25 protein-coding genes are annotated in these 25095 nt (G+C 34.8%); 14 read left to right on the top strand and 11 right to left on the bottom strand.

Features of this window, described 5'->3' with window-relative positions; genetic code table 11:
• Positions 1-10 precede the first annotated feature (10 nt).
• From CXF67_RS10500 to CXF67_RS10490, 3 genes are read right to left on the bottom strand one after another with little or no spacing between them, the layout of a single operon-like run.
• Complete coding sequence (locus CXF67_RS10500; protein ID WP_102088697.1) at positions 11-640, bottom strand: response regulator transcription factor; 630 nt, start codon at positions 638-640, stop codon at positions 11-13.
• Positions 637-2487 carry a sensor histidine kinase gene (locus CXF67_RS10495; protein ID WP_102088696.1) on the bottom strand — a complete coding sequence of 617 codons (1851 nt, stop codon included), beginning with the start codon at positions 2485-2487 and terminating at the stop codon, positions 637-639. The genes CXF67_RS10500 and CXF67_RS10495 overlap by 4 nt, the downstream gene beginning before the upstream one ends.
• A gap of 50 nt (positions 2488-2537) precedes the next feature.
• A complete protein-coding gene (locus CXF67_RS10490; protein WP_015025331.1) occupies positions 2538-2768 on the bottom strand; it encodes a hypothetical protein in 231 nt (76 codons plus the stop codon).
• A 36-nt stretch (positions 2769-2804) separates the two neighbouring features.
• Between CXF67_RS10490 and CXF67_RS10485 the strand changes: the two genes are divergently transcribed.
• Positions 2805-3191, top strand: a complete 387-nt coding sequence (locus tag CXF67_RS10485; RefSeq protein WP_102088695.1) for a pyrophosphohydrolase domain-containing protein — start codon at positions 2805-2807, stop codon at positions 3189-3191.
• On the opposite strand, the gene CXF67_RS10480 is transcribed toward CXF67_RS10485, so the two are convergent.
• From CXF67_RS10480 to CXF67_RS18480, 3 genes are read right to left on the bottom strand one after another with little or no spacing between them, the layout of a single operon-like run.
• On the bottom strand, positions 3188-3802 hold the full coding sequence (locus tag CXF67_RS10480; RefSeq protein ID WP_015025329.1) for a deoxynucleoside kinase: 615 nt from the start codon (positions 3800-3802) through the stop codon (positions 3188-3190). The two genes, CXF67_RS10485 and CXF67_RS10480, sit on opposite strands and share 4 nt — an antisense overlap.
• A 4-nt stretch (positions 3803-3806) precedes the next feature.
• On the bottom strand, positions 3807-4670 hold the full coding sequence (locus tag CXF67_RS10475; RefSeq protein WP_257984665.1) for a hypothetical protein: 864 nt from the start codon (positions 4668-4670) through the stop codon (positions 3807-3809).
• Positions 4612-4962 carry a DUF6122 family protein gene (locus CXF67_RS18480; protein ID WP_102088694.1) on the bottom strand — a complete coding sequence of 117 codons (351 nt, stop codon included), beginning with the start codon at positions 4960-4962 and terminating at the stop codon, positions 4612-4614. Before CXF67_RS18480 ends, CXF67_RS10475 begins: the two co-directional genes overlap by 59 nt.
• 119 nt (positions 4963-5081) lie before the next feature.
• Between CXF67_RS18480 and rpe the strand changes: the two genes are divergently transcribed.
• The 4 genes from rpe to CXF67_RS10450 are packed head-to-tail and all read left to right on the top strand — an operon-like array spanning position 5082 to position 8784.
• Entirely contained in the window at positions 5082-5744 is a 663-nt protein-coding gene (rpe, locus tag CXF67_RS10465; protein ID WP_102088693.1) for a ribulose-phosphate 3-epimerase, read from the top strand.
• A 3-nt stretch (positions 5745-5747) separates the two neighbouring features.
• Positions 5748-6707 (top strand): YpdA family putative bacillithiol disulfide reductase, encoded by a 960-nt coding sequence (locus CXF67_RS10460; protein ID WP_102088692.1) that lies wholly within the window; start codon positions 5748-5750, stop codon positions 6705-6707.
• A gap of 49 nt (positions 6708-6756) precedes the next feature.
• The gene (locus CXF67_RS10455; RefSeq protein ID WP_102088691.1) at positions 6757-7668 is read left to right on the top strand and encodes a hypothetical protein; all 912 of its coding nucleotides are present in this window, start codon (positions 6757-6759) and stop codon (positions 7666-7668) included.
• A 51-nt stretch (positions 7669-7719) separates the two neighbouring features.
• Positions 7720-8784: a flavin-containing monooxygenase gene (locus tag CXF67_RS10450; protein WP_102088690.1), complete on the top strand. Its 1065-nt coding sequence runs from the start codon at positions 7720-7722 to the stop codon at positions 8782-8784.
• Positions 8785-8843: 59 nt separating this feature from the next.
• On the opposite strand, the gene sucC is transcribed toward CXF67_RS10450, so the two are convergent.
• Positions 8844-10037 carry an ADP-forming succinate--CoA ligase subunit beta gene (sucC, locus tag CXF67_RS10445; protein WP_102088689.1) on the bottom strand — a complete coding sequence of 398 codons (1194 nt, stop codon included), beginning with the start codon at positions 10035-10037 and terminating at the stop codon, positions 8844-8846.
• Between the two features lie 133 nt (positions 10038-10170).
• Here sucC and CXF67_RS10440 point away from each other — a divergent pair, with 133 nt between their 5' ends.
• The 3 genes from CXF67_RS10440 (at position 10171) to yidC (ending at position 14106) form a co-directional block, all read left to right on the top strand.
• On the top strand, positions 10171-10398 hold the full coding sequence (locus tag CXF67_RS10440) for a DUF3820 family protein (protein WP_102088732.1): 228 nt from the start codon (positions 10171-10173) through the stop codon (positions 10396-10398).
• Between the two features lie 82 nt (positions 10399-10480).
• Positions 10481-12091, top strand: a complete 1611-nt coding sequence (locus CXF67_RS10435; protein WP_102088688.1) for a CTP synthase — start codon at positions 10481-10483, stop codon at positions 12089-12091.
• 104 nt (positions 12092-12195) lie between these two features.
• Positions 12196-14106 (top strand): membrane protein insertase YidC, encoded by a 1911-nt coding sequence (gene yidC / locus CXF67_RS10430; RefSeq protein WP_102088687.1) that lies wholly within the window; start codon positions 12196-12198, stop codon positions 14104-14106.
• A gap of 67 nt (positions 14107-14173) precedes the next feature.
• On the opposite strand, the gene CXF67_RS10425 is transcribed toward yidC, so the two are convergent.
• A complete protein-coding gene (locus tag CXF67_RS10425) occupies positions 14174-15499 on the bottom strand; it encodes a fasciclin domain-containing protein (RefSeq protein WP_102088686.1) in 1326 nt (441 codons plus the stop codon).
• A gap of 131 nt (positions 15500-15630) precedes the next feature.
• Here CXF67_RS10425 and mnmA point away from each other — a divergent pair, with 131 nt between their 5' ends.
• On the top strand, positions 15631-16824 hold the full coding sequence (gene mnmA / locus CXF67_RS10420) for a tRNA 2-thiouridine(34) synthase MnmA (protein WP_102088685.1): 1194 nt from the start codon (positions 15631-15633) through the stop codon (positions 16822-16824).
• Positions 16825-16833: 9 nt separating this feature from the next.
• Positions 16834-17784 carry an NAD(P)H-dependent flavin oxidoreductase gene (locus CXF67_RS10415; RefSeq protein WP_102088684.1) on the top strand — a complete coding sequence of 317 codons (951 nt, stop codon included), beginning with the start codon at positions 16834-16836 and terminating at the stop codon, positions 17782-17784.
• Positions 17785-17803: 19 nt separating this feature from the next.
• Here CXF67_RS10415 and CXF67_RS10410 read toward each other — a convergent pair whose 3' ends face one another.
• Positions 17804-19726, bottom strand: coding sequence for an amino acid ABC transporter substrate-binding protein (locus CXF67_RS10410; protein WP_257984664.1), 1923 nt, complete (start codon positions 19724-19726; stop codon positions 17804-17806).
• A complete protein-coding gene (gene guaA / locus CXF67_RS10405; RefSeq protein ID WP_102088682.1) occupies positions 19726-21255 on the bottom strand; it encodes a glutamine-hydrolyzing GMP synthase in 1530 nt (509 codons plus the stop codon). Before guaA ends, CXF67_RS10410 begins: the two co-directional genes overlap by 1 nt.
• Before the next feature lie 70 nt (positions 21256-21325).
• Between guaA and CXF67_RS10400 the strand changes: the two genes are divergently transcribed.
• Positions 21326-21865, top strand: a complete 540-nt coding sequence (locus CXF67_RS10400) for a pyridoxamine 5'-phosphate oxidase family protein (protein WP_102088681.1) — start codon at positions 21326-21328, stop codon at positions 21863-21865.
• Positions 21866-22163: 298 nt separating this feature from the next.
• Here the strand turns inward: CXF67_RS10400 and CXF67_RS10390 are convergent, their stop codons facing one another.
• A complete protein-coding gene (locus CXF67_RS10390) occupies positions 22164-22796 on the bottom strand; it encodes a 7-carboxy-7-deazaguanine synthase QueE (RefSeq protein ID WP_102088679.1) in 633 nt (210 codons plus the stop codon).
• A gap of 117 nt (positions 22797-22913) precedes the next feature.
• Here CXF67_RS10390 and CXF67_RS10385 point away from each other — a divergent pair, with 117 nt between their 5' ends.
• Genes CXF67_RS10385 through CXF67_RS10375 form a run of 3 tightly spaced genes read left to right on the top strand, consistent with a single transcriptional unit; the run spans position 22914 to position 25083 of the window.
• Positions 22914-23474, top strand: coding sequence for a hypothetical protein (locus tag CXF67_RS10385; RefSeq protein WP_102088678.1), 561 nt, complete (start codon positions 22914-22916; stop codon positions 23472-23474).
• 51 nt (positions 23475-23525) lie between these two features.
• Positions 23526-24383 (top strand): alpha/beta fold hydrolase, encoded by an 858-nt coding sequence (locus tag CXF67_RS10380; RefSeq protein ID WP_102088677.1) that lies wholly within the window; start codon positions 23526-23528, stop codon positions 24381-24383.
• A complete protein-coding gene (locus CXF67_RS10375) occupies positions 24376-25083 on the top strand; it encodes a pseudouridine synthase (RefSeq protein WP_102088676.1) in 708 nt (235 codons plus the stop codon). Before CXF67_RS10380 ends, CXF67_RS10375 begins: the two co-directional genes overlap by 8 nt.
• Positions 25084-25095 lie beyond the last annotated feature (12 nt).

Below are 25095 nucleotides of genomic sequence, written 5' to 3'. Positions count from 1 at the left end.
ATTATTGACTTTATTCAAAATTATACTTTTTATCCATAGCATAACGCAACAATTCCCCCTTGCCATATAGTTCTAATTTATGGGCCATATTTCTTCTGTGGGTGTGGATCGTGGAAACAGCACAAGCTCTTTCATCAGCTATTTCTTGTGATGTTTTACCTTCAGCAATAAGGTTTAATATATCCTTTTCTGCATTCGATAGATTTGTTTTTGAAGATGTTGAATTAACATCAAACAAGCTAGTAATCCCGTGAAGATGCTTATCGAAATATTTCTGTCCCTTATTTACCTCTCCAATAGCAGTTACCAACTCATCTAGCGAAGATGTCTTCAAGATATAGCCATCCACATCTACGTCTATCATTTTATTGATTACATCGGGTTGATCGAACATAGAGAGAACTATTACTTTTACATTTTTGAAATCTCGCTTAATCTGCCTAGCTAAGGAAACACCATCCATTTTTGGCATTTTAAGGTCTGTAATTACAAGATCTACCGGAGTAATTTTAAGCTGTTTTAAGAAATCCTTACCGTCATTGGCAGAAAATACAAGATCTATGGATTCATTTCCATCAAACCTAAGACTTATACCATCAATAAGAGTTTGGTGATCATCTGCAATTGCTACTCTTATCATAGTGGAATATCTATTATTAATGTAGTCCCACTACCTTCAGAAGAATCTATGGTGAATTCTCCTTTTAAATAGGTGACTCGCTGTTTTATGCCTTGTAAGCCGAAAGACCCTTTTTCTTTAATTTTATTTTTATTGAAACCAACACCATTATCTTCTACAATAATATTTAAGAAATCATCAGATTTAGTAAGTGAAATAGAAGCTGTACTAGCCTGAGAATGTTTAACCACATTGGCCATGGTCTCTTGGATAATTCTAAACACATTAAGTTCTAATTTATCATCCAGTTGATCTTCGGCAGGAATAAAATGAAAGAAATCCACTTCAATCTTACTAAAGGAACTGATGTTTTTACTTAAAGTACTCAAGGCAGGAATGAGGTCATTTTCAGCCATAAGGCCGCTGTGTTTTAGGTGAGCTAGTGATCTGATGTCTTGATAGGTTTGTTCTAGTAGATTGTAAGCTCTCTCAAAACCTATGGGCTTGGAATCTATTGCTTTTAACTCTGTATACAAATGATCAAAATAAGACTTGATAGCTGTAAAATTAGATCCGATATTATCGTGTAAATCACTTGCAAGTCTAGCACGCTCTTTCTCTTGTCCAACTACCAAGGCATCTATAGCCTTAATTTCTTGTTCTTTTAACTCTTTTTGAATTTTATTAATTTCGAGGGCCTTGTTTTTCTGAATTAGGAGTTGTTTCTTTTTTTCATTTTGATAAATCGCAATAGATAAAAATACAAGAAGAATAAAAGCTCCTATTGAAAAATATATAATAAACTGATTTCTTTCATTTTTCTTTTCTAAAACTAAATTCTCCCTCTCTTTTTTTTCCGCCTCAAATTGGGTTAGCGAGATATTTTGTTGCGTAATGTCAATACTGTCACGATAAAGTAAAGATTCATTTAAATATTTATAAGCTGAGTCGGGTTGGTTTAAGGCCTTATAATCTTTAGCAAGCTTTTGATTGATATAAGCGGTTAACTCAAAATCGTAATTAAAATTCCTATAACCATTAGCCTTTTTGGTCCAATACACCGCTCTATCATAATCTCCAATAAAACTATTTAGATCTCCCAAACTAAAATAGCCAAGGGCTGCTTTATGAGGTAAACCCAGTTGTTCATAAATATCAATACCTTTATTATAATAAAATTCTGCTGAATCTTTTTGGATAGCAACATCCGTATAATACATAGCATGATAAGTGTGAACGTTTCCTAACTTATAAATATTGGGATCTTTTTCTAAATAACGGTAGGCGTTATGTATATGATCGAGAAAGCCTGAAGTAGAATCTGGGCCTTCCAAACTCATATAAGCTAACTCAATTTCTAGATCTACCATTTGCATGGGATCTTTAAGTTCGATTGCTATTTTTTGAAATTCATCAAGATAGTCTACCGGTTTTTGGTAAATATCCTCGTTGGCTACAGTGTAAAAAAGGTCTAAATTGATGCGATTGTATCTCACTAAGTCACCTATCTCTTTAAAATAGATTTGTGCCTTGGTGTAGTTAAGCGCAGCAAAATCGAAATTGCTATTCATATCAAAAGACTCGCCGAGATTATAAAAATAGTAGGCCTTTTGCTTAGAATCTAGCGTGGTAGTATCTATACTGTAAAGAACCTTAAATGATTCTTCCAATTGTTTAAACGTATTGTAATAGCGAGTCTTTGCTAGCTTTAAGTTAATTGAGTTTAACGACTCAGACTGAAACAACAAATCCTCTAGTCTTTCAAACTTATTATGTTCAAAAAGACTATCGATTTCAGCTGTTTGAGCTATAGAACTAAGGCTTATTATACTTAAAAGAGAAACCACTAGGGTTTTGGTAAAAAACATATATATTCCTTCTCCAATTTTTTCTAAAGTTAAAATAATATTTAAGAAACCTAAGAACTTCCCATTATATTTTTGATGAGGTCTAAGATGGATTCTTCTCTCCAGTAAAATCTTAAAAGGATAAGTAAGATAATAAATGTAAAAAAACCCAATAACACAAACAGACTTCCTTTATAATACTTATTATGAAGTCCTCTATCTTTGATATATGAATAAATAATAATGGAAACAAACACCACTACAAAGAAAATGATAAAGGCAATACGCCCTGGAGTAAACATAATTTTATATTTTTCACAAAAATACTTTTAAATCTTATGAAAAAGCCATTAGAACATGTAAAAATATTTCATAAAGCTTTCGGACTTGATGTTTCAGAAGTCCAAAAAGCAGATCTTGGACTTGATAAAAACATGCTTCGCTACAAGCTGATGCAAGAAGAAAATGAAGAATATCTAGAAGCAGCTTCTCAAGGTGATCTTGTAGAAGTTGCAGACGCTTTAGGAGACATGCTTTACATCTTATGCGGAACCATCATTTCCCATGGCATGCATTATAAAATAGAGGAAGTCTTTGAAGAAATACATCGAAGCAACATGAGCAAACTAGATGAAAATGGAAAACCGATTTACAGAGAAGATGGCAAAGTTTTAAAAGGACTCCATTATTTTAAGCCCAAACTCAAGAATATTTTAGACCGTTAAAATAGGCCGTGAATTTCACCATCGATTTTATTAAATATCAACCCCAAATCCTCTGGCTTATCAACAAAGTCAAGATCATCAACATCGATGACTAAGAGTTTACTTTTATCATAACATTGAATCCAAGCTTCATAGCGCTCGTTCAACTTATTAAGGTAATCTATAGAAATAGAATTCTCATAATCGCGACCGCGTTTTTGAATTTGCTTTACCAAATTAGGCACACTACTTCTAAGATAGATCAGCAAATCTGGAGCCTCTGTAACAGACTCCATAAGGTCGAATAATGAGGAGTAGTTTTTGAAATCTCTATTAGACATCAAACCCATCGCATGTAAATTGGGAGCAAAAATAAAAGCATCTTCATAAATAGTCCTATCCTGAATAATGTCTGTATTGCTTTCCCGAATTTCGAGAATTTGTCTAAATCTACTGTTCAAAAAGTAAATTTGAAGGTTAAAAGACCATCGTTTCATGTCTTCATAAAAATCTTCCAAAAAGGGATTTTCAATAACATCTTCGTATTCTGCTCTCCAATTATAATGTTTAGCTATAAGTTTGGTAAGAGTTGTCTTTCCTGCTCCAATATTTCCAGCGATTGCAACGTGCATATAATCAATTATTTACGGCGGTTAATCTGTAAGTGTAAAGTACTTTATCGCTGCAAATATAAAGGTTTTGGGCATTGAAATAAAATTGATTGAACGTAATTTTAGGTTTTTTAAAAGAGGTTCTTTGACGTGAGTCCTTTTCAAACAATTCCAAACTCGACTGAGTTTGTACCATCACTTGACTTTTAAATGTCGCAAAGGATATTGCTCCTTCCATACTAAATCTATCCACGACACTTCCAGTGATATTATACTTTGTAAATGAGTTTGAATGCTGAAGCCAACAAAAATTGTAATTGCTTTTGAAATGTAAGATCTCCAGATTTATGGGTAATGAGGTGTTTTGTGTAAGTTCATTTTGATAGTCGAACAATTCCAATTGCTGGATATCTGCATTAAAAATCCACAGTGAATTATCTTTAGAAACACCCACGAAATCAACTGTTTTAAAATCTGAAATAACGCCGAAATTAATACGGCTTATTTCATTTAACCGATTATCTAAAATTACGATGGTATTGGCTTCTTTATAAAACAAAAGAATTTTTAGAGGATTTAATAAATCCACACTTTCGAGATCACCGAGTTGTAAATCTTGAAATTGAAACTTTTGCTTGTTTTCAGTCTTATAAAAAACATTTCTTTCAGAAAAGTAAAATCTATCGTAAACATCCACTCCCCAAAAGCGATCTGCTTGCAAGGTTAAACTATCTATAAGTTTCAAATTTCGTTCTTGAGCATTTAAGCTGGTAGTTATGCTAGTCAGAAGAAAAAAAAGATAGAGCAGCTTCATAAAATAAAATAATTCATCACCATATAAAATAATCCAGAAAACAATCAAAGTTAGACCAAATGCAATCAATGGCATCTGTAATCATATGAAATATTAAGCCTATGCTTATCAGCCTCACCCATTTATTCTTTACAAATATGAAGATAAGGATGTAAATTAGAATCGCTATTTCTAAGTGAAACGTATGAAAGCCTATGCTACATCGGCTGGGATCGAAAATAGGAATTGCCCATAAATGGTCTATATCAACAAGCATTGTAGTCAATAAAACCAAATAGCTTTTCCAAACGTGTTTAGGAGTATACAACCTAGCAATGAAAAAAATCACTAAAAAATGATTTGCGTAATGAACAAAAGTTTGCAACATCGTTATCGTTTAATCAAGTTGCAAAATACAGTTAAACAGCTCTTAAACGCAAGGGGTTTTTGTGAATATATGAACAACTTCCCCGACTAAAACCTTATTTTTGTATCAAAATTTAAGTCATGAGTGATAAACTTATAGCCCCATCTATACTCGCCGCAGATTTCGCCAATTTACAACGTGATATAGAAATGATAAATACGAGTCAAGCAGATTGGTTCCATATCGATATTATGGATGGTGTATTTGTGCCTAATATCTCTTTTGGGATGCCCGTTTTAAAAGCTATTTCCAAACATGCTAAAAAATTCATCGATGTACACCTCATGATTATTGATCCAGATCGATATATAAAGGAGTTTGCAGATTTGGGATCGAATATGCTTACAGTTCATTACGAAGCCTGTTCACATTTGCACAGAAGCTTACAATCCATTAAAAATCATGGAATGCAAGCTGGTGTTGCTTTAAATCCTCATACCAATGTAGAGTTATTGAGAGATTGTATCAATGACATAGATATGGTATGCCTTATGAGTGTGAATCCTGGTTTTGGTGGACAACACTTTATTGAACGTACTTACAAAAAAATAAAACAACTCAAGGCACTGATTCTTGAGGAAGGGGCTGATACTAAGATCGAAATTGACGGAGGAGTCACCGGTAAGAATGCTGAAGAACTCATTGCCTGTGGAGCAGATGTCTTGGTAGCTGGAAGCTATGTCTTTAAAAGTGATGATCCAGAAGAAACAATTTTGAACCTTAAAAATTCTATAAATAAATAGACTATGACTTACGATGTGTTGATTGTTGGTGGTGGACCCATAGGTATAGCTAGTGCAATAGAAGCTAAAAAAAAGAATCTTTCTTATATTATTATAGAAAAAGGAGCCTTAGTTAACTCCCTATATAATTATCCAGACAAAATGACTTTTTTCTCTACGTCTGAAAAATTAGAACTAGATGAAATTCCATTTGTAAGTAATAACAACAAACCTACAAAACAGGAGGCGTTGGAATATTACAGAAGGATCATAGACTACAAGCAAATCCACATTAACCTATTTGAAAAAGTAGAAAAAGTAACTAAGGACAAAAGCTTCTTTAGGATATCTACTAGCAAAGCAGATTATCAAGCCAAGAATATAGTGGTTTCAACGGGGTTCTACGATATTCCAAATCACCTTAATATTCCTGGAGAAGAGTTGGATAAAGTCTCTCACTATTATAAAGATCCCCATTATTATGCTACCCAAAAACTTGTCGTTGTGGGAGCGAGTAATTCCTCTGTAGATGCAGCCCTAGAAACTTATCGAAAAGGTGCAGATGTGACTATGATCATAAGAGGTGAGCAAATTGGGGAACGCGTAAAGTATTGGGTAAGACCAGATGTTCTGAATAGAATTAAAGAAGGCAGTATCAAGGCTTATTTCAATTCTGAATTAACAGAAGTCGGAAAGGATTACGTAAAATTTAAAGATGACCAGGGCCATGTTCAAGAAATAGGAAATGACTTTGTACTTGTTCTTACTGGGTATCGCCCAAACTTTGAGTTTCTTAAAATGATTGGGGTGGCCTTAAGCGACGATGGCCTTTCAATACCTGACTATAATCAGCAAACCATGGAAACCAATCTAAAAGGTGTTTATCTTGCAGGTGTCATATGTGGTGGTATGGAGACCCATAAATGGTTTATAGAAAACTCTAGAATTCACGCCAAAATGATCATGGAAAATATTAATTCTTAAATAATAATTTTTTATTAAGTCTTATTTAACAATTTGATTACCTTTAAATATGTCAAATTTCAGCTTCAAAGAGTCTTTTAAATTTTTAAATTCTTATTTCCTCTCAGAGAAATTAAAAGAACAATTAGAGAAAGTAATTGTTATTGTAGCTATCGTAAGTTTTGGAATCCACTTAGTGGTTATTGGACTTATTGATTTCAATATCTTGGATATAGGCAAATATGATGGGAATTTAATTATTAGCCCCATATCTGCTATCTATACCCCTTTCTCAATTATCCTAATTTACGAGGTTTACCTTTTGGTGTTCTACCTTCCTAAATCCATTACCAATTACATTGGTAAGCAATATGAAATTATTACTCTGATATTGATTCGGAAAATATTTTACGATTTATCGAATCTTGAATTTTCGTCCGATTGGTTTTCCATAGAAGGTGATATCCAATTCACCATAGATTTAATAGCAACTTTAATCTTGTTTTTCTTGATTTTTCAATTTTATAGACTAAATGCTAAAAATAAGGTTAAAAAAGAAGAATTGACCAATAAGACTAAGACCCACATTAAAGTAAAGAATGTTTTTGCAACTATTTTAGTTCCAGTTATTGTCGTTCTCGCCATTTTTTCTCTTGGAAGCTGGCTTTTTGAAACGTTTAATAGTACCGATTACTCATCTACCTCTATCAAAACAGTGAATACCATTTTCTTTGATGACTTCTTTACTGTTTTAATCCTCATAGATGTGCTATTACTACTATTTTCATTTCTTCAAACTGAAGAATTTAGCAGAGTTATTCGTAATTCAGGATTTGTTATTTCAACTATTCTTATCAAACTTTCATTTTCTGCAGATAATATTATCAATACCATCTTGATTGTAGTCGCCGTAAGTTTTGGCGTATTGATACTCTATATTTATAATCAATACTTTAAACTGTATCAAAGAATAAAACCTTAGCTATTTGGATATAAGTCCGTTTCAGTGTACCTTATAAAAAAATGAAAAATAATGTTGGATTTTATAATTATTGGCGCTGCGCAAGCTGGCTTGTCTATGGCTTATGAGCTTAAACAGTTAAAAAAAAATTATGTAATCTTAGATAAAGAAAGCCAAGTAGGGGCCTCTTGGTTAAAGAGGTGGGACTCTCTAACTTTATTTACGCCTTCTGAGTTTAACAATTTAAAAGGTCTTGAATTTCCAAAACCAAAAGGACATTATCCAGATAAATATGAAGTTGCAGAGTATTTTAAGCACTATGTGGATACCTTCAATATTCCTGTTGAATTCAATACTTTAGTCACAGAAATTCAAGATAAATCTGATTATTTTGTTGTCAAGTGCGAAGATGGATTTTATGAAGCAGAGCAAGTCATCATAGCTACAGGACCATTTCATATTCCTTACATACCCCCATTTTACCAAAAAATAGAGGCTTCTATTTTTCAAATTCACAGCGATTATTACAAAAATCCAAGTCAGTTGCAAGACGGAAAAGCGATGGTGGTTGGAGCAGGAGATTCTGGATATCAGATCTTAGACGAAATTTCCAATACGGATAGAGACGTCTATTTTTCCGGAGATACAGAAGTTAAAACTTTACCACGGGAATTTTTAGGTAAAACTTTATGGTGGTGGTTCACTAAGACGAGGTATTTAAGCTTTAGCAAAACGTCTTGGTTAGGAAAAAAGATAAGTGAATCTAAACAACCTATTATAGGAGTGGATGTAAAAGGGATTCTACATAAAGAAAATGTCATTCCAGTCGGAAAAGCCCTCAATGCTAATTCTCATAAAATCGTAACAGAAGAAGCAAAATTAACCGATGTCAGAAATATAATTTGGGCTACAGGATATCGGCCAAAATTTGATTGGATAGAAGGTTTGGAATTAGACAAAAACGGCTACCCTATACATCATAGAGGAGTAAGCAATATCGATGGTTTATATTTTATTGGTTTGCCTTGGTTACATACTAGAGCTTCTGCCACTTTAGGAGGCACCAAAAAGGATGCTGACTATCTAGGAGATTATATTCTGGAAGTAGACTCTAAAAAGGAAAAGATAAAAATTTAAGCATAAAAAAGCCCCGAATATCGAATATAAGGGGCTTTTAGATTGTATGAGTTTATGGCTTAAGCTAAAACTTTTTGTACTTTATCCGCAGCTTCTTTAAATTGAACTGCAGTTTCCACATTAATTCCAGCTTCGTTGATCAATTTCACAGCTTCTTCAGCATTGGTTCCTTGAAGCCTTACAATAATAGGAACATTTATTTGGTCACCCATGTTTTTGTAAGCTTCAATAATACCTTTAGCAACTCGGTCACATCTTACAATACCTCCAAAAATATTGATTAAGATAGCTTCTACTTTTTTGTCCTTCAGAATTAGTTTAAAAGCTTGTTCAACACGTTTTGCATCAGCAGTACCTCCAACGTCTAGGAAGTTAGCCGGTTCTCCTCCAGCAAATTTAATTAAATCCATAGTGGCCATGGCAAGTCCAGCACCGTTGACCATACAACCAACATTACCATCTAGGTTGACATAACTTAAACCAGCTTCTCTAGCTTCAACTTCTGTAGGATCTTCTTCACGCGTATCGCGCATGTTTTGATAATCTTTATGTCTAAATAACGCTGAATCGTCTAAAGTTACTTTAGCATCTACAGCTATAATTCTGTCATCACTGGTTTTCAAAACAGGATTGATTTCGAATAATGAAGAATCACAACCTTCGTAAGCTTTATATAAAGAAGTAACGAATTTGGTCATTTCTTTAAAAGCTTTCCCTTCTAATCCAAAGTTGAAAGCAATTTTACGAGCTTGAAATGGCAGAATACCTGTAGCAGGATCTATTTCTTCAGTAAATATTTTTTCTGGTGTATTTTCTGCTACACTTTCTATATCGACTCCACCTTCTGGAGAATACATAATCATATTTCTTCCTGTAGCTCTGTTTAATAAAACAGACATATAATATTCTTCTGGTTCATTATCCCCTGGATAATAAACGTCTTCTGTAATAAGAACTTGATGCACCTCCTTACCTTCTTTACTGGTTTGTGGGGTTACCAAATGCATTCCTAAAATCTCTTCTGCTATCTGCTCTACCTCTTTAAGGTTTTTGGCAAGCCTAACTCCACCCCCTTTTCCACGTCCACCTGCATGAACTTGAGCTTTTATAACATGCCACCCAGTTCCGGTTTCTTCAGTGAGTTTTTTAGCAGCTTCAACAGCTTCTTTAGGAGTTTTGGAAAGGATTCCTTTTTGGATGCCGACACCAAAACTGCTTAATATTTCTTTGCCTTGATATTCATGTAGATTCATAATCAGGTTTTATGATATAAATTTGGAGCACAAAAGTAATAATTTAATAGTTGGCTGCAATAATTTAAAAAGGTTTATTAGCAACTTAGCTTTGAGCAAGATTCTTACCATTATAATCTTTAATGTTTCACTTATGACTCCAGATTTTCAGAAAAAACACCTTAACGAACTTGCTCATGCTAAAATGCCTTTTGGCAAATACAAGAGTTACTATCTGGCAGACATTCCAGAATACTATCTTATTTGGTATAAACGAAAAGGTTTCCCTGAAAATAAGCTAGGGCAACAAATGCAAGAAGTATTAGAGATGAAAGTAAATGGACTTGAGTTTATTTTGAGAAAAATCAGAAATACAAATTGAAATTATTTTAAGGTTTTTATCTTCTTATGCAAAAATTAAATGATATTTTTGCATCCCATATAGTCACAAACTTCTGACACAAATGGCCGATACAAAGTATATTTTTGTAACAGGCGGTGTTTCTTCGTCTTTAGGGAAAGGAATAATCGCAGCATCTTTAGCTAAACTTCTTCAAGCAAGAGGCTACAAAGTTACCATCCAAAAACTAGATCCTTATATCAATATCGATCCAGGGACTCTGAATCCTTATGAGCATGGTGAGTGTTTTGTCACTGAGGATGGAGCTGAAACCGATCTAGACCTTGGCCATTACGAGCGTTTTTTGAACGTAAATACCTCACAAGCCAATAATGTCACCACCGGTAGAATCTACCAAAGTGTGATCGATAAAGAGCGAAGAGGAGATTTCTTAGGAAAAACAGTTCAGGTGATTCCTCATATTACCAATGAAATTAAAGAACGTATACAGATCTTAGGTCAAGATAACTCCTACGATATTGTTATCACTGAAATTGGAGGTACTGTTGGAGATATAGAGTCTTTACCATATATAGAAGCTGTGAGACAGCTAAAATGGGAACTTGGAGATCACAATTCCTTAGTCATTCATCTTACTCTAATCCCTTATCTATCTGCTGCCAAGGAATTGAAGACAAAACCTACTCAGCACAGCGTCAAAACACTGATGGAAAGTGGAATCTCTCCTGAAATTTTGGTGTGTAGAACCGAGCATCAAATCAACGATGACATCCGTAACAAAATAGCTTTATTTTGTAATGTCAAAAAAGAGGCCGTCATCCAATCTATCGATGCTGAGTCCATCTACTATGTTCCTAACCTAATGGCAGAAGAAGGACTGGATACGATTACCCTTAAAAAACTTAATCTTGAAGATAATATAGTTCCCAACCTCGATAAGTGGAACTTCTTCGTCGATAAACTTAAAAATGCCACAGAAGAGTTATCTATTGGACTTGTAGGTAAATATGTCGATCTTCAGGATTCTTACAAATCTATTTTAGAATCTTTTATTCATGCAGGAGCCTACAACGATGTAAGGGTGAAGGTCGTTTGGATCAACTCGGAAAAGAAAAAGCACAATGAAACTATCTTCCATCAACTCGATGGACTTTTGGTAGCACCAGGTTTTGGTGAGCGTGGCATCGAAGGTAAAATAAATGCCGTTAATTATGCTAGGACACATAAGATTCCATTTTTAGGCATTTGCCTTGGTTTGCAAATGGCTGTGATAGAATTTTCTAGAAATGTATTGGGACTGGAAGGGGCAAATTCAACAGAAATGAATCCAAGAACTCCACACCCAGTTATCGGTCTTATGGAGAATCAAAAGGACATTCAACAAATGGGAGGCACAATGCGACTAGGGGCTTGGGACTGTGAACTTCAACCTGGCTCTAAGTTAGCTGAAATCTATGGAACTACTCAAATTTCAGAACGCCACAGACATAGACATGAAATTAATAATAAATACGTAAGTGATCTAGAAAGCCATGGCTTAATCTGTTCAGGTAAAAATCTACAAACGGGACTTGTTGAAACTATTGAGCTCGAAGATCACCCATGGTTTGTTGGAGTACAATTTCATCCAGAGTATAAAAGCACAGTAGCGACTCCGCATCCTTTGTTTTTAAGTTTTATAAAAGCTGCAAAAAAACACAGTCATCAATCATAATGGGATCACCTTAGCAAATAATCCTAGATTAATCTTTCTTAATTGAAACAAAATGCTGATTTTTGCAAAGATTTTGTAAAATCAAAATATACAATATATAGTCAATGGAAGAAAAAAAGACATTTGATAAAAACTCTATTATTGGATTTGCACTTATAGGGCTAATTCTGATTGGGGTAATGTACATGAATCCTAATGAGGACATAATTCCTGAACAAGATACTACAGACCAAGTTGAAACCAATACCTCAACAGATCCTGTTTCTACTTCAAAGCAAACTCCCAAAAGATCACAGGAAAATGGAATGGCTAGCAACCTCCAAGATTCAGTAAATAGCGAGCTTGCCAGAAGAGACTATGGCGCTTTTGCTTATTCTGCTTTGCAAGATTTTGCTAAAGATGACGCAGTGACCACCATCGAAAATGAAGTTATAAAATTGGAGATTAGCAACAAAGGTGGACAGATTGTTGAAGCTAAAATGAAACAATATGATACCTATAAAGGCAATCCTGTTTATCTCATAAAAGATGGAAATGCCAATTTTAATATTGAATTTGAAACCAACGATGGTCGTGTCATAAATACAAGTGATCTTTACTTTGAGCCCAATCTTACCACTGAAAATGGAAATCAAGTCTTGACTATGCGTGCTAAAGTCTCCGATCTTGAGTTTCTAGAATTTTATTATGGACTTGAGTCGAAGGATTACATGATGAATTTTAAGATCCGCTCTCAAGGCTTAAACAGTGTGGTTTCTTCCGATCAAGCTAACTTATCTTGGAAAGTTAAAGTTCTAAGGAAAGCTAAGAGTATTTCTTATGAAAACAGATATACAGAAATTAAATACCTCTATGAAGATGAAAAGGACGATTATACAGGGCAAGGCGACGAGGCTGTAGAAGAAGATGAATCTATTGATTGGATAGCTTTTAAACAGCACTTTTTTACATCGGTTTTATTAACAGATACTCCGTTTGAAAAAGGAAAAATGACTTCGCTAAACCTAGTTCAGGATGAACAGATTGATACGGTTTTTACAAAAAATTTCCTTGCTGAAGTTCCCATAAAATTAAATAACGGAGAGTTTTCAGAAACCATGAATTGGTATCACGGCCCTTCAGATTTTGATGTTTTGAGTTCTTATGAACGTAAATTAGATGAAATTGTTCCTTTAGGTTGGGGATTATTCGGCTGGATAAACAGATATATTTTTATTCCGTTTTTTGGCTTTTTAAGTAGTAGCTTGCCTAGTTATGGTCTTGCTATTATCGTCATGACTATCGTCGTAAGAATTGTCTTATCCCCTATTACTTACAAATCTTACGTATCTCAAGCCAAAATGAAAGTTTTGAAACCAGAGATCAATGAGATCAACGAAAAGTTCAAGGACAATGCCATGAAAAAGCAGCAGGAGACCATGAAGCTGTATAGCAAAACCGGAGTAAGCCCATTAGCAGGTTGTATTCCTGCCTTGTTACAAATACCGGTCTTTTATGCGCTCTTTCAATTTTTCCCGAGTGCTTTTGATCTAAGGCAAAAAGGATTTTTATGGGCGGATGATTTATCGAGTTACGATGTAATTTTCGAATGGGATGCCTACATTCCATTGGTATCTTTTGCGTATGGAAACCACGTGAGTTTGTTTCCTATTTTAGCGTCTATAGCCATTTTCTTTTATACCCAAATGACTGCTGGACAAAACATGCAACAAAGCTCTCAGCCTGGAATGCCGAATATGAAGGTGATCATGTATTTTGCGCCGTTCATTATGCTTATTTTCTTTAATAACTATGCGAGTGGTTTATCTCTTTATTATTTTATCTCTAACTTAATTACCATTGGGATTATGCTGGTTATAAAACATGTCATTATAGATGATAAAAAGATTCTCGCTAAGATTGAAGAAAAGAAGAAAAAACCCAAAAAGAAAAAAGGGAAGATTGGCCAAAGATTTCAAAATATTATGGAACAAGCTGCTGAACAACAAAAGAAGAAACAAGAAGATAAAAAATAAATTTATTTCACATAAAAAAAGGAGACCAAAATTGGTCTCCTTTTTTGTTTGATAAAGCTTGTAAAAATTACTGAACACTCACCATACCATTCATACCTGAATGAATCGCACAAAAGTATTTGTTTAGTTCAGCTGCTAACTCAGGTGTAACTGTAAAGTCGAATTGTTGTCCATCAGTTTGAAAGTCAACTGCAGTATCTGCTTCAAATGACCCCTCATTACTTTGACTTAAAAGAGCATCACCATTTGAATTTCTTAGTTCGAAGGGATGAGAATTTGCTCCCAAGATAGTCAATTGATAACGGGTCCCTTCAGTCAAAACCCAAGAGCTATTAGCCACATTTAAGGGAGTTACATTTTCATCACCAATGATTTCACTCACAAAGTAAGATGAGGCCCCATTATTACCAACTGTCATTTCTACACTATTGGCAGATGGTGGTGGGTCTAAATTTAAGTCTGGAAGAATTACACTGCTTGCCACATGAACAACTCCATTGCCCGCTTGCACATCTGTCACAACAATAGCAATTGACCTTCCATTTTGGTCTGTTATTGTAGCATTTGGAGCATCTAGTTCGAATGTTTCACCTAAAGTCTCGATGGTTCCACTTTCAAGTTCGGCTGATGTAATATTAGCATTAGCAATAACATGTGTGTTCAATATAGACGTTAGAATTGTTGGGTCAATATCCGTCAGACTCTCAACGCCTAATTCAGTCAATGCTGTTACAAATGCATCGTTGGTAGGAGCAAATACAGTAAACGGAGCTGGAGCCTGAAAAGAACTCAAGGTAGCTACAAAATCTGGCTGTCCATCCAAGATTAAAGCGTCGACCAAGGTTCCAAATGTTGGATCGGCTATAGCAAAAGTAGTTACATCTGGAATGGTAATGACTTCGTTCACAATATGAACTACGCCATTAGACGCTAAATTATCTGGACCAGTGACAACGGATTGACCATTTAAAGTTATGTCAGTTCCTACATTGACATATAAACTTAAATTATTTTCTACACCAGATAAACTTTCTACAGCTAATGTATTGAGGTAAGCAGTGATAAGATTTGAAGACTCCGCTGCACCCTGAACAACATGATTCATAAGAATATTTTTTACTTGGCTATCGCTTAAATTAGACGTGTCTATATTTCCAAATGCAGCATCGGTAGGGGCGAATACAGTATAGATTCCTGAATTTAAGGCCTGATCCAAACCAGAGCTCAAAAGTAAATCTTCTAATATAGTATGATCTAGACTTTCAGAGATAATTTCAAAAGTAGTTGGATTGTCAGCTATAGGAACCGCCGCCTCATCGCCACTACACGCGAACAGGAAGCTGTTGACTAGTGTTATAAAAATTAATTTAGATAAAAATATTTTCTTTTTCATGGGTATTATTTTTCTTTACAATTTAGGTTAAATAATTTTAGACAAGATGAATCTTATATGAAGAAGTTAACAAAGCTATTTTAACTGAGTCAATATAAACTTTCGTAATTTTGCATTTTAATTTAAGAGTCATGAAAAGAGTTGTTGTTGGTTTAAGTGGTGGTGTCGATTCCAGTGTAGCTGCTTATTTGTGCAAAGAACAAGGGTATGAAGTTATAGGCTTATTTATGAAAAATTGGCACGATGATTCTGTGACAATTAGTGATGAATGCCCTTGGCTTGAGGATAGCAACGACGCCATGTTAGTTGCCGAAAAATTAGGAATCCCTTTTCAGACCGTGGACCTCAGCAAGCAGTATAAAGAACGTATTGTAGACTATATGTTCGCCGAATACGAAAAAGGTCGAACTCCAAACCCAGATGTACTTTGCAACAGAGAAATAAAGTTTGATGTATTTATGGATATCGCAACCTCTCTTGGCGCAGACTATGTCGCCACAGGGCATTACTGCAGAAAAGACAGCATTAAAAAAAACAGTGAAACCATTTATAGATTGTTGGCAGGAAAAGATAAGAATAAAGATCAATCTTATTTTTTATGTCAGGTGTCTCAAAAGCAATTGGCTAAAACACTATTCCCCGTTGGAGAACTTCAAAAAACTGAAGTGAGACAAATCGCTAAATCTCAGAATTTAATCACTGCAGATAAAAAAGACTCTCAAGGTTTATGCTTTATTGGTAAAGTGAAATTACCAGATTTCCTTCAGCAAAAGCTTGAATCCAAGGAAGGCCAAGTGATCGAAATTGATTCTTCTCACGACGTCTTTAAAGCAGAAAAGTCAACGAAAACAGATTCAGAATTAATAACTCAGCTTAAAAAGGATAGCAAAAAATTGAGTTTAAAACCTGAGTTTGGTAAGGTTATGGGCACTCACGTTGGGGCTCATTTTTTTACTAAAGGACAGCGGAAGGGTTTAGCTATTGGAGGTACCAAAGAACCACTTTTTGTCATAGATACCGATGTAGAAAATAATATTTTATACACTGGCCAAGGCAAAACTCATCCTGGACTTCATAAAAAAGGCCTTTGGGTCACAAATGATGAAGTGCATTGGATAAGACAAGATCTGGAATTAAAAGAGGGCGATACCATGGAGGTGATGGCAAGAATCCGGTATAGACAGCCTTTGGAAAAAGCTAAGCTTTACAAGATGAAAGACGAACTTTATGTTATTTTTGAAGATGAACAGACTGCCATTTCTGAAGGGCAATTTGTGGCCTGGTACCACGAAGACGAAGTGTTAGGGTCAGGTGTAATCGCATAATATTTTTTCATGTCTCAAAATAGAATAACTTCATTATTCGGTATTAAGCACCCTCTTATTCAAGCTGGGATGATCTGGGCAAGTGGTTGGAAGCTGGCAAGTGAAGTCAGTAAGGCTGGCGGCCTTGGCATCATTGGTGCTGGCTCTATGTATCCAGATATTTTAAGAGAACATATTCAAAAATGTAAAAAAGCAACTTCTCTGCCTTTTGCAGTCAATGTTCCTATGTTGTATCCAGATTTGGATAAAATCATGGGAATCATTATAGAAGAGGAGGTTCCTATCGTATTTACTTCTGCAGGAAATCCAAAAACATGGACCGCTCATTTAAAGTCTAACGGTATAAAAGTGGTTCATGTAGTAAGCAGTGTAAAGTTTGCCTTGAAATCTCAGGATGCTGGAGTTGACGCTGTCGTTGCAGAAGGATTTGAAGCAGGAGGTCATAATGGACGTGAAGAAACCACCACCTTTACGTTACTTCCCATGGTCAAGAAGGATTTGGACATCCCGCTTATCGCTGCTGGAGGAATTGCAACAGGAGCTGGCATGTTAGCCGCGATGATTCTTGGTGCTGATGCTGTGCAAGTAGGAACTCGATTTGTGGCTAGTGAAGAAGCTTCCTGTCATATCAATTTCAAAAATGAAGTCCTCAAAGCTCAAGAAGGCGATACTAAGCTTACTTTAAAAGAATTAGCTCCTGTAAGGCTTTTAAAAAATAAGTTTTACAATGATATCGAAAGCTTATACACAACTTCTCCTTCAAAGGAAGACCTTAAACAATTACTAGGAAGAGCTAGGGCAAAACAGGGAATGTTTGAAGGTGATCTACAAGAAGGTGAATTAGAAATTGGGCAAATCTCTGGATTGATAGATGATGTTATACCTGCTAAAATAATTGTTGAAAATCTTATTACTGAATTTGAGACTGCCAAACTTAAAGCCAGCCAAATTGAGTTTTAACGTTTCAAGCTCTATTAAATTATTCACCTGCTCTTAGAAACTTTGACAAATCAATAGCTTCAATGTTTAAATCTTTACCATACTGGAAAAGATAAATTGCATCATTTTCATAACCTAAACTAAATTCATTTTTAGTGTAATTAAATTTATTCTCAAGATGCTCAGTATAGCCTTGTATTTCCGTGGAAGATTGAAGAGTTTTAGCATAAGTCAACCTTAAGAGCAAATCCATCATCACATCATAACCTCTCATCACATAGCGGTTTGCAGACGCACCATGCTTGATGTAATAAGCATTGGAAGTTTGGCTATCTGCCGATGCTAAGTGAGATTTTGAAATAGATGGAAATGTAAATTGGAGATCACTGAGATAGTAGTTTGAAATTTCATCATCATAAAATGAATTCCGTTTTGATGTAAAAAGCCTAATGTCGTATCCTTTTCTAGAATAGGATTTCAAAAAAGAAACTGTTGCCTCAGCGATGCCTATATTTTCTGTTTCCAAAATAAACCAATTGGTTTTTAACAAATCTAAATGAGGTTGTATGTCCATCTTTTGCAAGTATTGTGAATCTTCTTGATTCACAACTTTAAGATCTGGAAATGTATAGGTGTATTTTCTCTGGATAGGCTTTGAAATACTATCGGTTAAGATGACCATATTTTCATCACTCCACGACTTTTGAATATAAGTAATTAACAACTCTTGCATAGCTTCGTCTTTGGGAAGCGTACTGAAGAGATTGTTAAATTCAAATTTTGGATTCACCAGTGGAGAAATAACAGGCACGTTGTCTCTCGAGAGGAAGTTGGTGACTTTCTTAAGACTTGGGTCCAATAATGGACCAACTACAGCCTGATATTTTTTAAAATCCTCAGTTAAAAGTTGGCTAACATGAGAGGGATCATTCCGAGTATCATAAACATCCATATTTACTGAGATTCCTCTTGCAGATGCAGAATCGATAGCCATTTGTATCCCTTCATAAAAATCCAGCGAAATTCTTAGCAGATTACTATTTTTCAATAGGGAACCAAAATCAATACTATCAATTTTAGTCCGCTCTAAATTTAAAGGAAGCATCACCGCAATAGATTTTGTATCAAAATACTTAAGCTTATCCTCAAAAGTGAATTTTTGATATTTAAAAAATTCAGCCTCATCTATTTGAGGTATTTTTAGAATAAGACCTTCACTCATACCTTCAAATTTCAAAGAAGGATTGGAAGCTAATAAGTCATATTCTGTAACATCGTAATTTTCAGAAATAGATTGAATAGAATTTTCACGATCTACCTCTAAGTAAACATAGTTTTCATCTCTAGGTCTTGGAAAACTCTTAATTTCAACAGGACGCTTGATTTTCACAAATTGCCCTGGTTGGATTTCTTTTTCATCAATACCGGGATTAAGCGCTTCTAATTGTTCTACGCTGAGCCCATATTTTTTTGAAATTCCATACTTCGTTTCATGAGGTAAAACAAGGTGCATTAAAGAACTAAATTCAGAGTTTTTAATACTCTGATTAATATCTAAATCTTTGTCTTTAAGTTCGTATACAGGGATTCTAAGTATATCATTATAGTCTAATCCCCTTTCAAAAAGAAATGGATTATACGTTTTTAAATCTTTGACTTTTAAATTATAAGTCTTTGAAATACTATAAAGCGTCTCTTTGGGACTTACATCATAGGAAATTAATTTAACAGTTGAATTTAAACTAAAATTAGGCTGAGCGGGAACTACAAAAAGGTGCCCCGATATATCTTTAAGGTCGCTTATAGAGGGATTCAACTTTCTTAAGGTTAATAAATCTACCTGGAATTTTGAAGCTATTTCTTGAAGATTTTCACCTTGTTCTGCCGCATAACTTTTGAGGTCTTGCGCACTCAGATTCACAAAGGCTAACACTAAAATACTACTTAAAATAAATCTTTTCATTATTCCCATTCTATAGTTGCTGGTGGTTTAGAACTAATATCGTACACTACTCTATTAACGCCTTTAACACGATTAATTATCTGATTAGATACTTTTTGGAGAAAGTTGTAAGGTAAATCTACCCAATCTGCCGTCATCCCATCTGTGGATTCTACGGCTCTTAAGGCGACTACTTTTTCGTAAGTTCTTTCATCTCCCATTACGCCAACGGAATTTACAGGAAGTAAAATTGCTCCTGCCTGCCAAACTTTGTCATACAAGTTCCATTCTCTTAACGCATCAATAAAAATGGCATCAACTTCTTGTAATATACTTACTTTTTCTTTGGTAATTTCTCCTAAAATTCTAATGGCTAAACCCGGTCCAGGAAAAGGATGTCTTCCCAGAAGTTTTGGATCGATGCCCATCTCTGCTCCTACCCGTCTCACTTCATCTTTAAACAACATTCTTAAAGGTTCAACAATTTTCAATTTCATGAAATCCGGCAAACCTCCTACGTTGTGATGTGATTTTATGGTTGCAGAAGGTCCATTGACAGAAATAGACTCTATGACATCAGGATAGATAGTCCCTTGAGCTAAAAAGGTAGCGTCCTTTACTTTAGTGGCTTCATCATCAAAAACCTCGATAAATGAATTTCCTATTTTCTTTCTTTTTTGCTCAGGGTCAGAAACACCATGCAAAGCATCTAAAAATAAATCTGTGGCATCCACCCCTTTTACGTTTAAACCCATGTGTTTATACTGGTCAAGAACAGAGTCGAATTCGTTTTTCCTCAGTAGTCCGTTATTCACAAAGATGCAATGTAGATTCTTACCGATAGCTTTGTGAAGCAAGGTTGCAGCAACTGTAGAATCTACTCCACCACTTAATCCTAGAATCACTTTATCGTCTCCAATTTTTTCTTTCAAGTCAGCTAGCGTCATATCTACAAAAGCAGATGGAGTCCAAGTTTGTGGAACTTGAGCAATATGAACTAAAAAGTTTTCTAAGAGTTGTGCACCGTCTTTAGAGTGATAGACCTCTGGATGAAACTGAATTCCATAAGTGTCTTCTCCTTCAATTCTGTAGGCTGCATTAAGCACGTCGCTTGTACTCGCTATTCTTATAAAATGATCTGGCAAAGACTCGATGCTATCGCTATGTGACATCCATACTTGGGATTGCTCAAGGATTCCTTCAAAAAGCAATTCTTTATCTTTTATAAAGGACAGGTTGGCTCTTCCAAATTCTCTGGTATTAGAACCTACAACTTCACCTCCAAAGTTGTGTGCCATAAATTGAGCACCAAAGCAGACTCCCAGAAGTGGAATTTTTCCCTTAATCTGACTCAAATCTGGTTGAGGGGCTTCAGGGTTTCTACAGGAAAAGGGACTTCCTGAAAGTACCACAGCTTTAAAAGCAGATAAGTCTTCAGGCAATTTATTGAAGGGATGGATTTCACAATAGATGTTTAACTCGCGTACTCGCCTAGCGATGAGCTGTGTATATTGAGATCCAAAATCGAGAATAAGAACATTTTTTTGCATAGGCAAAAGTATAAATTTGAGACAAAACTGGCTTCCGTTTAGCTGCTATTTTTTTACTTTTAAGCAAAAAATGTTAGACCAAATTTTAAAGGATTTAAAAAGTGAAGTTAGATTTGGATATCTCAAAAAAAAACATCCCTTTAGGTATGTGAGTTTAGCGAGTATTGAAAATGGTGCCCCTACCCAGCGCACGGTAGTTTTAAGAGATGCTACAGATGATTTTGACCTTATCATATACTCAGACAATAGAAGTGATAAAGTGCAACAATTAGAAAAAAACTCAAAAGCGAGCTTACTGTTCTACCATCCTAAAAAACTTTTGCAGATTAAAGTTGAGGGACAAGTGGAGTTAGTAAGATCTGGTAAGGCTTATGAAGACTACTGGAGTCGAGTACAAGGAAAGTCACAAAAAGATTTTATCACCAAACATGCCCCAGGAACACCCATAGACAATCCAGACCACGTTGACTATAAAGAGGATGAACATCACTTTTGCGTTTTAAAATTAATTCCCGAAACCTTAGAATACCTTCAATTAAGCAGACCAAACCATGTAAGAGTTAGGTTTGATAAGTCTAATCAGTGGGAAGGACACTATTTAAACCCATAAAAAAAGCGACCAATTGGCCGCTTTTAGTTTATTATTTATGACTGAAGACTACTCAAGGTTGTCCTCTATATTACGTTGATAAAAACTACTTACCGTTTGAATAGCGCCTAAATGAACAGTTACATATCCATAAAAGGCTAGTACATGTGCAACACCAAATTCTTTACCATCATTTAGGTTAGCAGACTTGGGTTGACCAATTGCAGTAATATTGTCGTTAGCACTTGGCGAAAAAAAATTAATTTTAAACACTTCGATGACAAAATGAATTTGATGTATGTTTAATTATAGAAAGTGTTTAAGGGATATTGAGATACTTATGCGTTTGCAACGAAATCCTCCATTGAGGATGCTTCATGACGTACTCTACAATTTGTGGAGTCATTTTTTCTCTGACGCTCCACTCGGGTTGTAGAAAAAGTTCACAGTCATCGCCTACTTGTGATGCTTGCTCTTCAGCAAATTTAAAATCATGTTTATTAAAAATAATGACCTTTAACTCGTCTACTTTTGGATAAATTTCTGGTTTAGGTAACTTATTTTTTTTGGGAGATAAACAAATCCAATCCCAAACCCCAGTCAAGTCGTAAGCTCCAGATGTTTCTATATGAATGCTAAGTTCGTTATCTTTCAGGCCTTGGGTAAGCATAGACATATCCCAAGTAAGAGGTTCACCACCTGTAATCACGATAGTGTTACTATATTTTTTAGCATTTTCAATAATAGATCCTATTTGTGTGGGAGGATGCCGTTCTGGATCCCAGCTCTCTTTCACATCACACCAATGGCAACCCACATCGCATCCTCCTATTCGGATAAAGTAAGCTGCTGTCCCAGTATGATACCCTTCACCTTGGATAGTATAAAACTCTTCCATAAGGGGTAACATTACACCTTTTTGAACGAGATCTTCGATTTTTTCATTTTGCATGCTACAAATATACTGAAAGCTTTTTTCGAAATAAAATATAACAAAAGTCTTCTCATAATAAATGACACTAAATCTTATTAAGTACGAGACTTTATTTATTTTTGAAGAAAAATTTAAATGAAACTTTTATCCCTATTTGGAAGCTTGCTTTTAGTTTTGCTTGTGAGTTGTGATGGTTCTACCTCTAAAACACTTATCAGCAAAAATCAATTAGGCCAACTTACCCCAAAAACAGAAATTAAAGACTTAAAAACTATTTTAGAAACCGACTCTATTGCTGATTTTGATATTGAAACTAGATTTGGAAAGACAGAAGAAATCGAAATATATGATAGCAAAGGGAATGTATCTTTAATTGTAGAACCTAAATTCAAAAATGACACATTACTCACTATCGATGAAATTCAAATTTTAGACTCCAGATATAAAACAGAAGAAGGTTTAGGTATTGATAGCAATTTTAAAGCCATCTATAAAAATTATAAAATTGATAATATCCAGAATAGCATCAATAGTGTTATTTTAAACATCAATGTAATTGGAGCCTATATCGTGATTGATAAGAAACATCTCCCTAGTGAATTGAGATTCGATTCTGAAATTAAGATTGAAGCCAATCAAATTCCAGACGAAGCTCCTATTAAGTACTTTTGGTTAAAGTTTAAGGATCTAGACTAAAGCATAAAGTCTTATTTTTAAAGTTTTCCCTCAACTATCTCGGTCAACCTTATGAAAACATCTAAGAAAATAGTTAACAAATATCTCCCAAAAATCATAGGTCTTCGGTTGAGTTCACTCTATCTTGTTAATCCAGACAAAGCCTTACTGAAGGCCTATGAATTATTTTCTTCTCCAAGAAAAGGAAAAGTAAGACCAGAACAGGAGGTGTTTTTGAATAAAGCCAAATCAACTGCGATTGAGCATGATTCAAAAACAATACAAACCTATCACTGGAAAGGCAATGGCAAAACCGTCATTCTTATTCATGGCTGGGATAGCAACACCCATAGATGGAAAGATCTTATTGAAGATCTTCAAAAAAAAGATTTTAATATAGTTGCTTTTGACGCACCAGCACATGGCTATTCTGAAGGAAAATTACTTAATGTCCTTATATATTCGAAATGTCTGGATCAATTACTGAGTCTTTACCAACCAGAAATTGTTATTGGACATAGCGTAGGAGCAATGACTGTGGTTTATAATCAATATTTAAAGCACAGCATCCATGTAGAAAAACTAGTTTTGCTTGGCGCTCCATCTGAGATGAGTGAAATCATGAGCGATTATAAACGGGTATTGAACCTCAACGTTAAATTCATGTCTTCTCTAGAAGCTTTCTTTAAAGAAAAATTTAGTTATACCTTTAGTGAATTCTCTATTGCAGAATTTGCCAAAGGAGTACAAAAAGACACATTAATTATCCATGATCGTTACGATAAAGTAGCTCCAGTTGAAGCCGCAAAATCAATTCATAAAAATTTAAAGGACTCCATCCTTAAGATTACAGAAGGTGCTGGCCATTCCCTTAATAAAAGTGAAATTCGAGATGATATTTTAAAATTCTTAACCAACACCTATGAATAAAGAGTCTATTCGGATTAATAAATATTTAAGTCAAGCTGGCTTCTGCTCAAGAAGAGAAGCAGATAAATTGATGGAACAAGGTAGAGTCACCATTAACGGTGAATACATAGAAATGGGAACTAAAGTTAATTCCGGTGATAAAGTTTATGTAGATGGAAAACTTGTGGAGAAAGAGACTGAAGAAAAAGTCTATCTAGCGGTATACAAACCTAAAGGTGTCGTTTGCACTACGAATTCTAAAGTCGAAAAAAACAATATTGTCGATTTTGTAGATTATCCTACTCGAGTTTTCCCCATAGGACGGCTAGACAAAATGAGTGAAGGCCTAATCCTAATGACAAATGATGGTGAAATCGTAAATCATATCCTTAGAGCAAGACATTTTCATGACAAGGAATATCTAGTTACTGTTAACAAGACCATAACCGATGATTTTATTGAAAAAATGAGAAAGGGTGTTCCAATTTTAGACACCATGTCAAGAAGATGTGAAGTAGAAAAATTGGGGGATAGGAGTTTTAAAATAGTCTTGACACAGGGGCTTAACCGTCAAATAAGAAGAATGTGTGAAGCCTTAGACTATAGAGTAAGAACCCTGAAGCGCACAAGAATAAAAAACATTACTTTAGATGTGGAGAAAGGAAACTATAGAAACCTTACTGAAGAAGAAATAAAAGATTTGTACACTAACAAATCATAAAGATTAAAACAA

The sequence above is a fragment of the Psychroflexus sp. MES1-P1E genome (genome assembly GCF_002836055.1).
Taxonomy (GTDB): domain Bacteria; phylum Bacteroidota; class Bacteroidia; order Flavobacteriales; family Flavobacteriaceae; genus Psychroflexus.
The sequence above is the reverse complement of the archived record's forward strand: the minus strand, read 5'-3'. Positions and strand labels throughout refer to the sequence as shown.

What these genes read in the sequence shown, in the direction of transcription:
- CXF67_RS10500 (WP_102088697.1), bottom strand. Translation starts at nt 640, where the DNA reads ATGATAAGAGTAGCAATTGCAGATGATCACCAAACTCTTATTGATGGT.
- CXF67_RS10495 (WP_102088696.1), bottom strand. Translation starts at nt 2,487, where the DNA reads ATGTTTTTTACCAAAACCCTAGTGGTTTCTCTTTTAAGTATAATAAGC.
- CXF67_RS10490 (WP_015025331.1), bottom strand. Translation starts at nt 2,768, where the DNA reads ATGTTTACTCCAGGGCGTATTGCCTTTATCATTTTCTTTGTAGTGGTG.
- CXF67_RS10485 (WP_102088695.1), top strand. Translation starts at nt 2,805, where the DNA reads ATGAAAAAGCCATTAGAACATGTAAAAATATTTCATAAAGCTTTCGGA.
- CXF67_RS10480 (WP_015025329.1), bottom strand. Translation starts at nt 3,802, where the DNA reads ATGCACGTTGCAATCGCTGGAAATATTGGAGCAGGAAAGACAACTCTT.
- CXF67_RS10475 (WP_257984665.1), bottom strand. Translation starts at nt 4,670, where the DNA reads ATGCCATTGATTGCATTTGGTCTAACTTTGATTGTTTTCTGGATTATT.
- CXF67_RS18480 (WP_102088694.1), bottom strand. Translation starts at nt 4,962, where the DNA reads ATGTTGCAAACTTTTGTTCATTACGCAAATCATTTTTTAGTGATTTTT.
- rpe (WP_102088693.1), top strand. Translation starts at nt 5,082, where the DNA reads ATGAGTGATAAACTTATAGCCCCATCTATACTCGCCGCAGATTTCGCC.
- CXF67_RS10460 (WP_102088692.1), top strand. Translation starts at nt 5,748, where the DNA reads ATGACTTACGATGTGTTGATTGTTGGTGGTGGACCCATAGGTATAGCT.
- CXF67_RS10455 (WP_102088691.1), top strand. Translation starts at nt 6,757, where the DNA reads ATGTCAAATTTCAGCTTCAAAGAGTCTTTTAAATTTTTAAATTCTTAT.
- CXF67_RS10450 (WP_102088690.1), top strand. Translation starts at nt 7,720, where the DNA reads ATGTTGGATTTTATAATTATTGGCGCTGCGCAAGCTGGCTTGTCTATG.
- sucC (WP_102088689.1), bottom strand. Translation starts at nt 10,037, where the DNA reads ATGAATCTACATGAATATCAAGGCAAAGAAATATTAAGCAGTTTTGGT.
- CXF67_RS10440 (WP_102088732.1), top strand. Translation starts at nt 10,171, where the DNA reads ATGACTCCAGATTTTCAGAAAAAACACCTTAACGAACTTGCTCATGCT.
- CXF67_RS10435 (WP_102088688.1), top strand. Translation starts at nt 10,481, where the DNA reads ATGGCCGATACAAAGTATATTTTTGTAACAGGCGGTGTTTCTTCGTCT.
- yidC (WP_102088687.1), top strand. Translation starts at nt 12,196, where the DNA reads ATGGAAGAAAAAAAGACATTTGATAAAAACTCTATTATTGGATTTGCA.
- CXF67_RS10425 (WP_102088686.1), bottom strand. Translation starts at nt 15,499, where the DNA reads ATGAAAAAGAAAATATTTTTATCTAAATTAATTTTTATAACACTAGTC.
- mnmA (WP_102088685.1), top strand. Translation starts at nt 15,631, where the DNA reads ATGAAAAGAGTTGTTGTTGGTTTAAGTGGTGGTGTCGATTCCAGTGTA.
- CXF67_RS10415 (WP_102088684.1), top strand. Translation starts at nt 16,834, where the DNA reads ATGTCTCAAAATAGAATAACTTCATTATTCGGTATTAAGCACCCTCTT.
- CXF67_RS10410 (WP_257984664.1), bottom strand. Translation starts at nt 19,726, where the DNA reads ATGAAAAGATTTATTTTAAGTAGTATTTTAGTGTTAGCCTTTGTGAAT.
- guaA (WP_102088682.1), bottom strand. Translation starts at nt 21,255, where the DNA reads ATGCAAAAAAATGTTCTTATTCTCGATTTTGGATCTCAATATACACAG.
- CXF67_RS10400 (WP_102088681.1), top strand. Translation starts at nt 21,326, where the DNA reads ATGTTAGACCAAATTTTAAAGGATTTAAAAAGTGAAGTTAGATTTGGA.
- CXF67_RS10390 (WP_102088679.1), bottom strand. Translation starts at nt 22,796, where the DNA reads ATGCAAAATGAAAAAATCGAAGATCTCGTTCAAAAAGGTGTAATGTTA.
- CXF67_RS10385 (WP_102088678.1), top strand. Translation starts at nt 22,914, where the DNA reads ATGAAACTTTTATCCCTATTTGGAAGCTTGCTTTTAGTTTTGCTTGTG.
- CXF67_RS10380 (WP_102088677.1), top strand. Translation starts at nt 23,526, where the DNA reads ATGAAAACATCTAAGAAAATAGTTAACAAATATCTCCCAAAAATCATA.
- CXF67_RS10375 (WP_102088676.1), top strand. Translation starts at nt 24,376, where the DNA reads ATGAATAAAGAGTCTATTCGGATTAATAAATATTTAAGTCAAGCTGGC.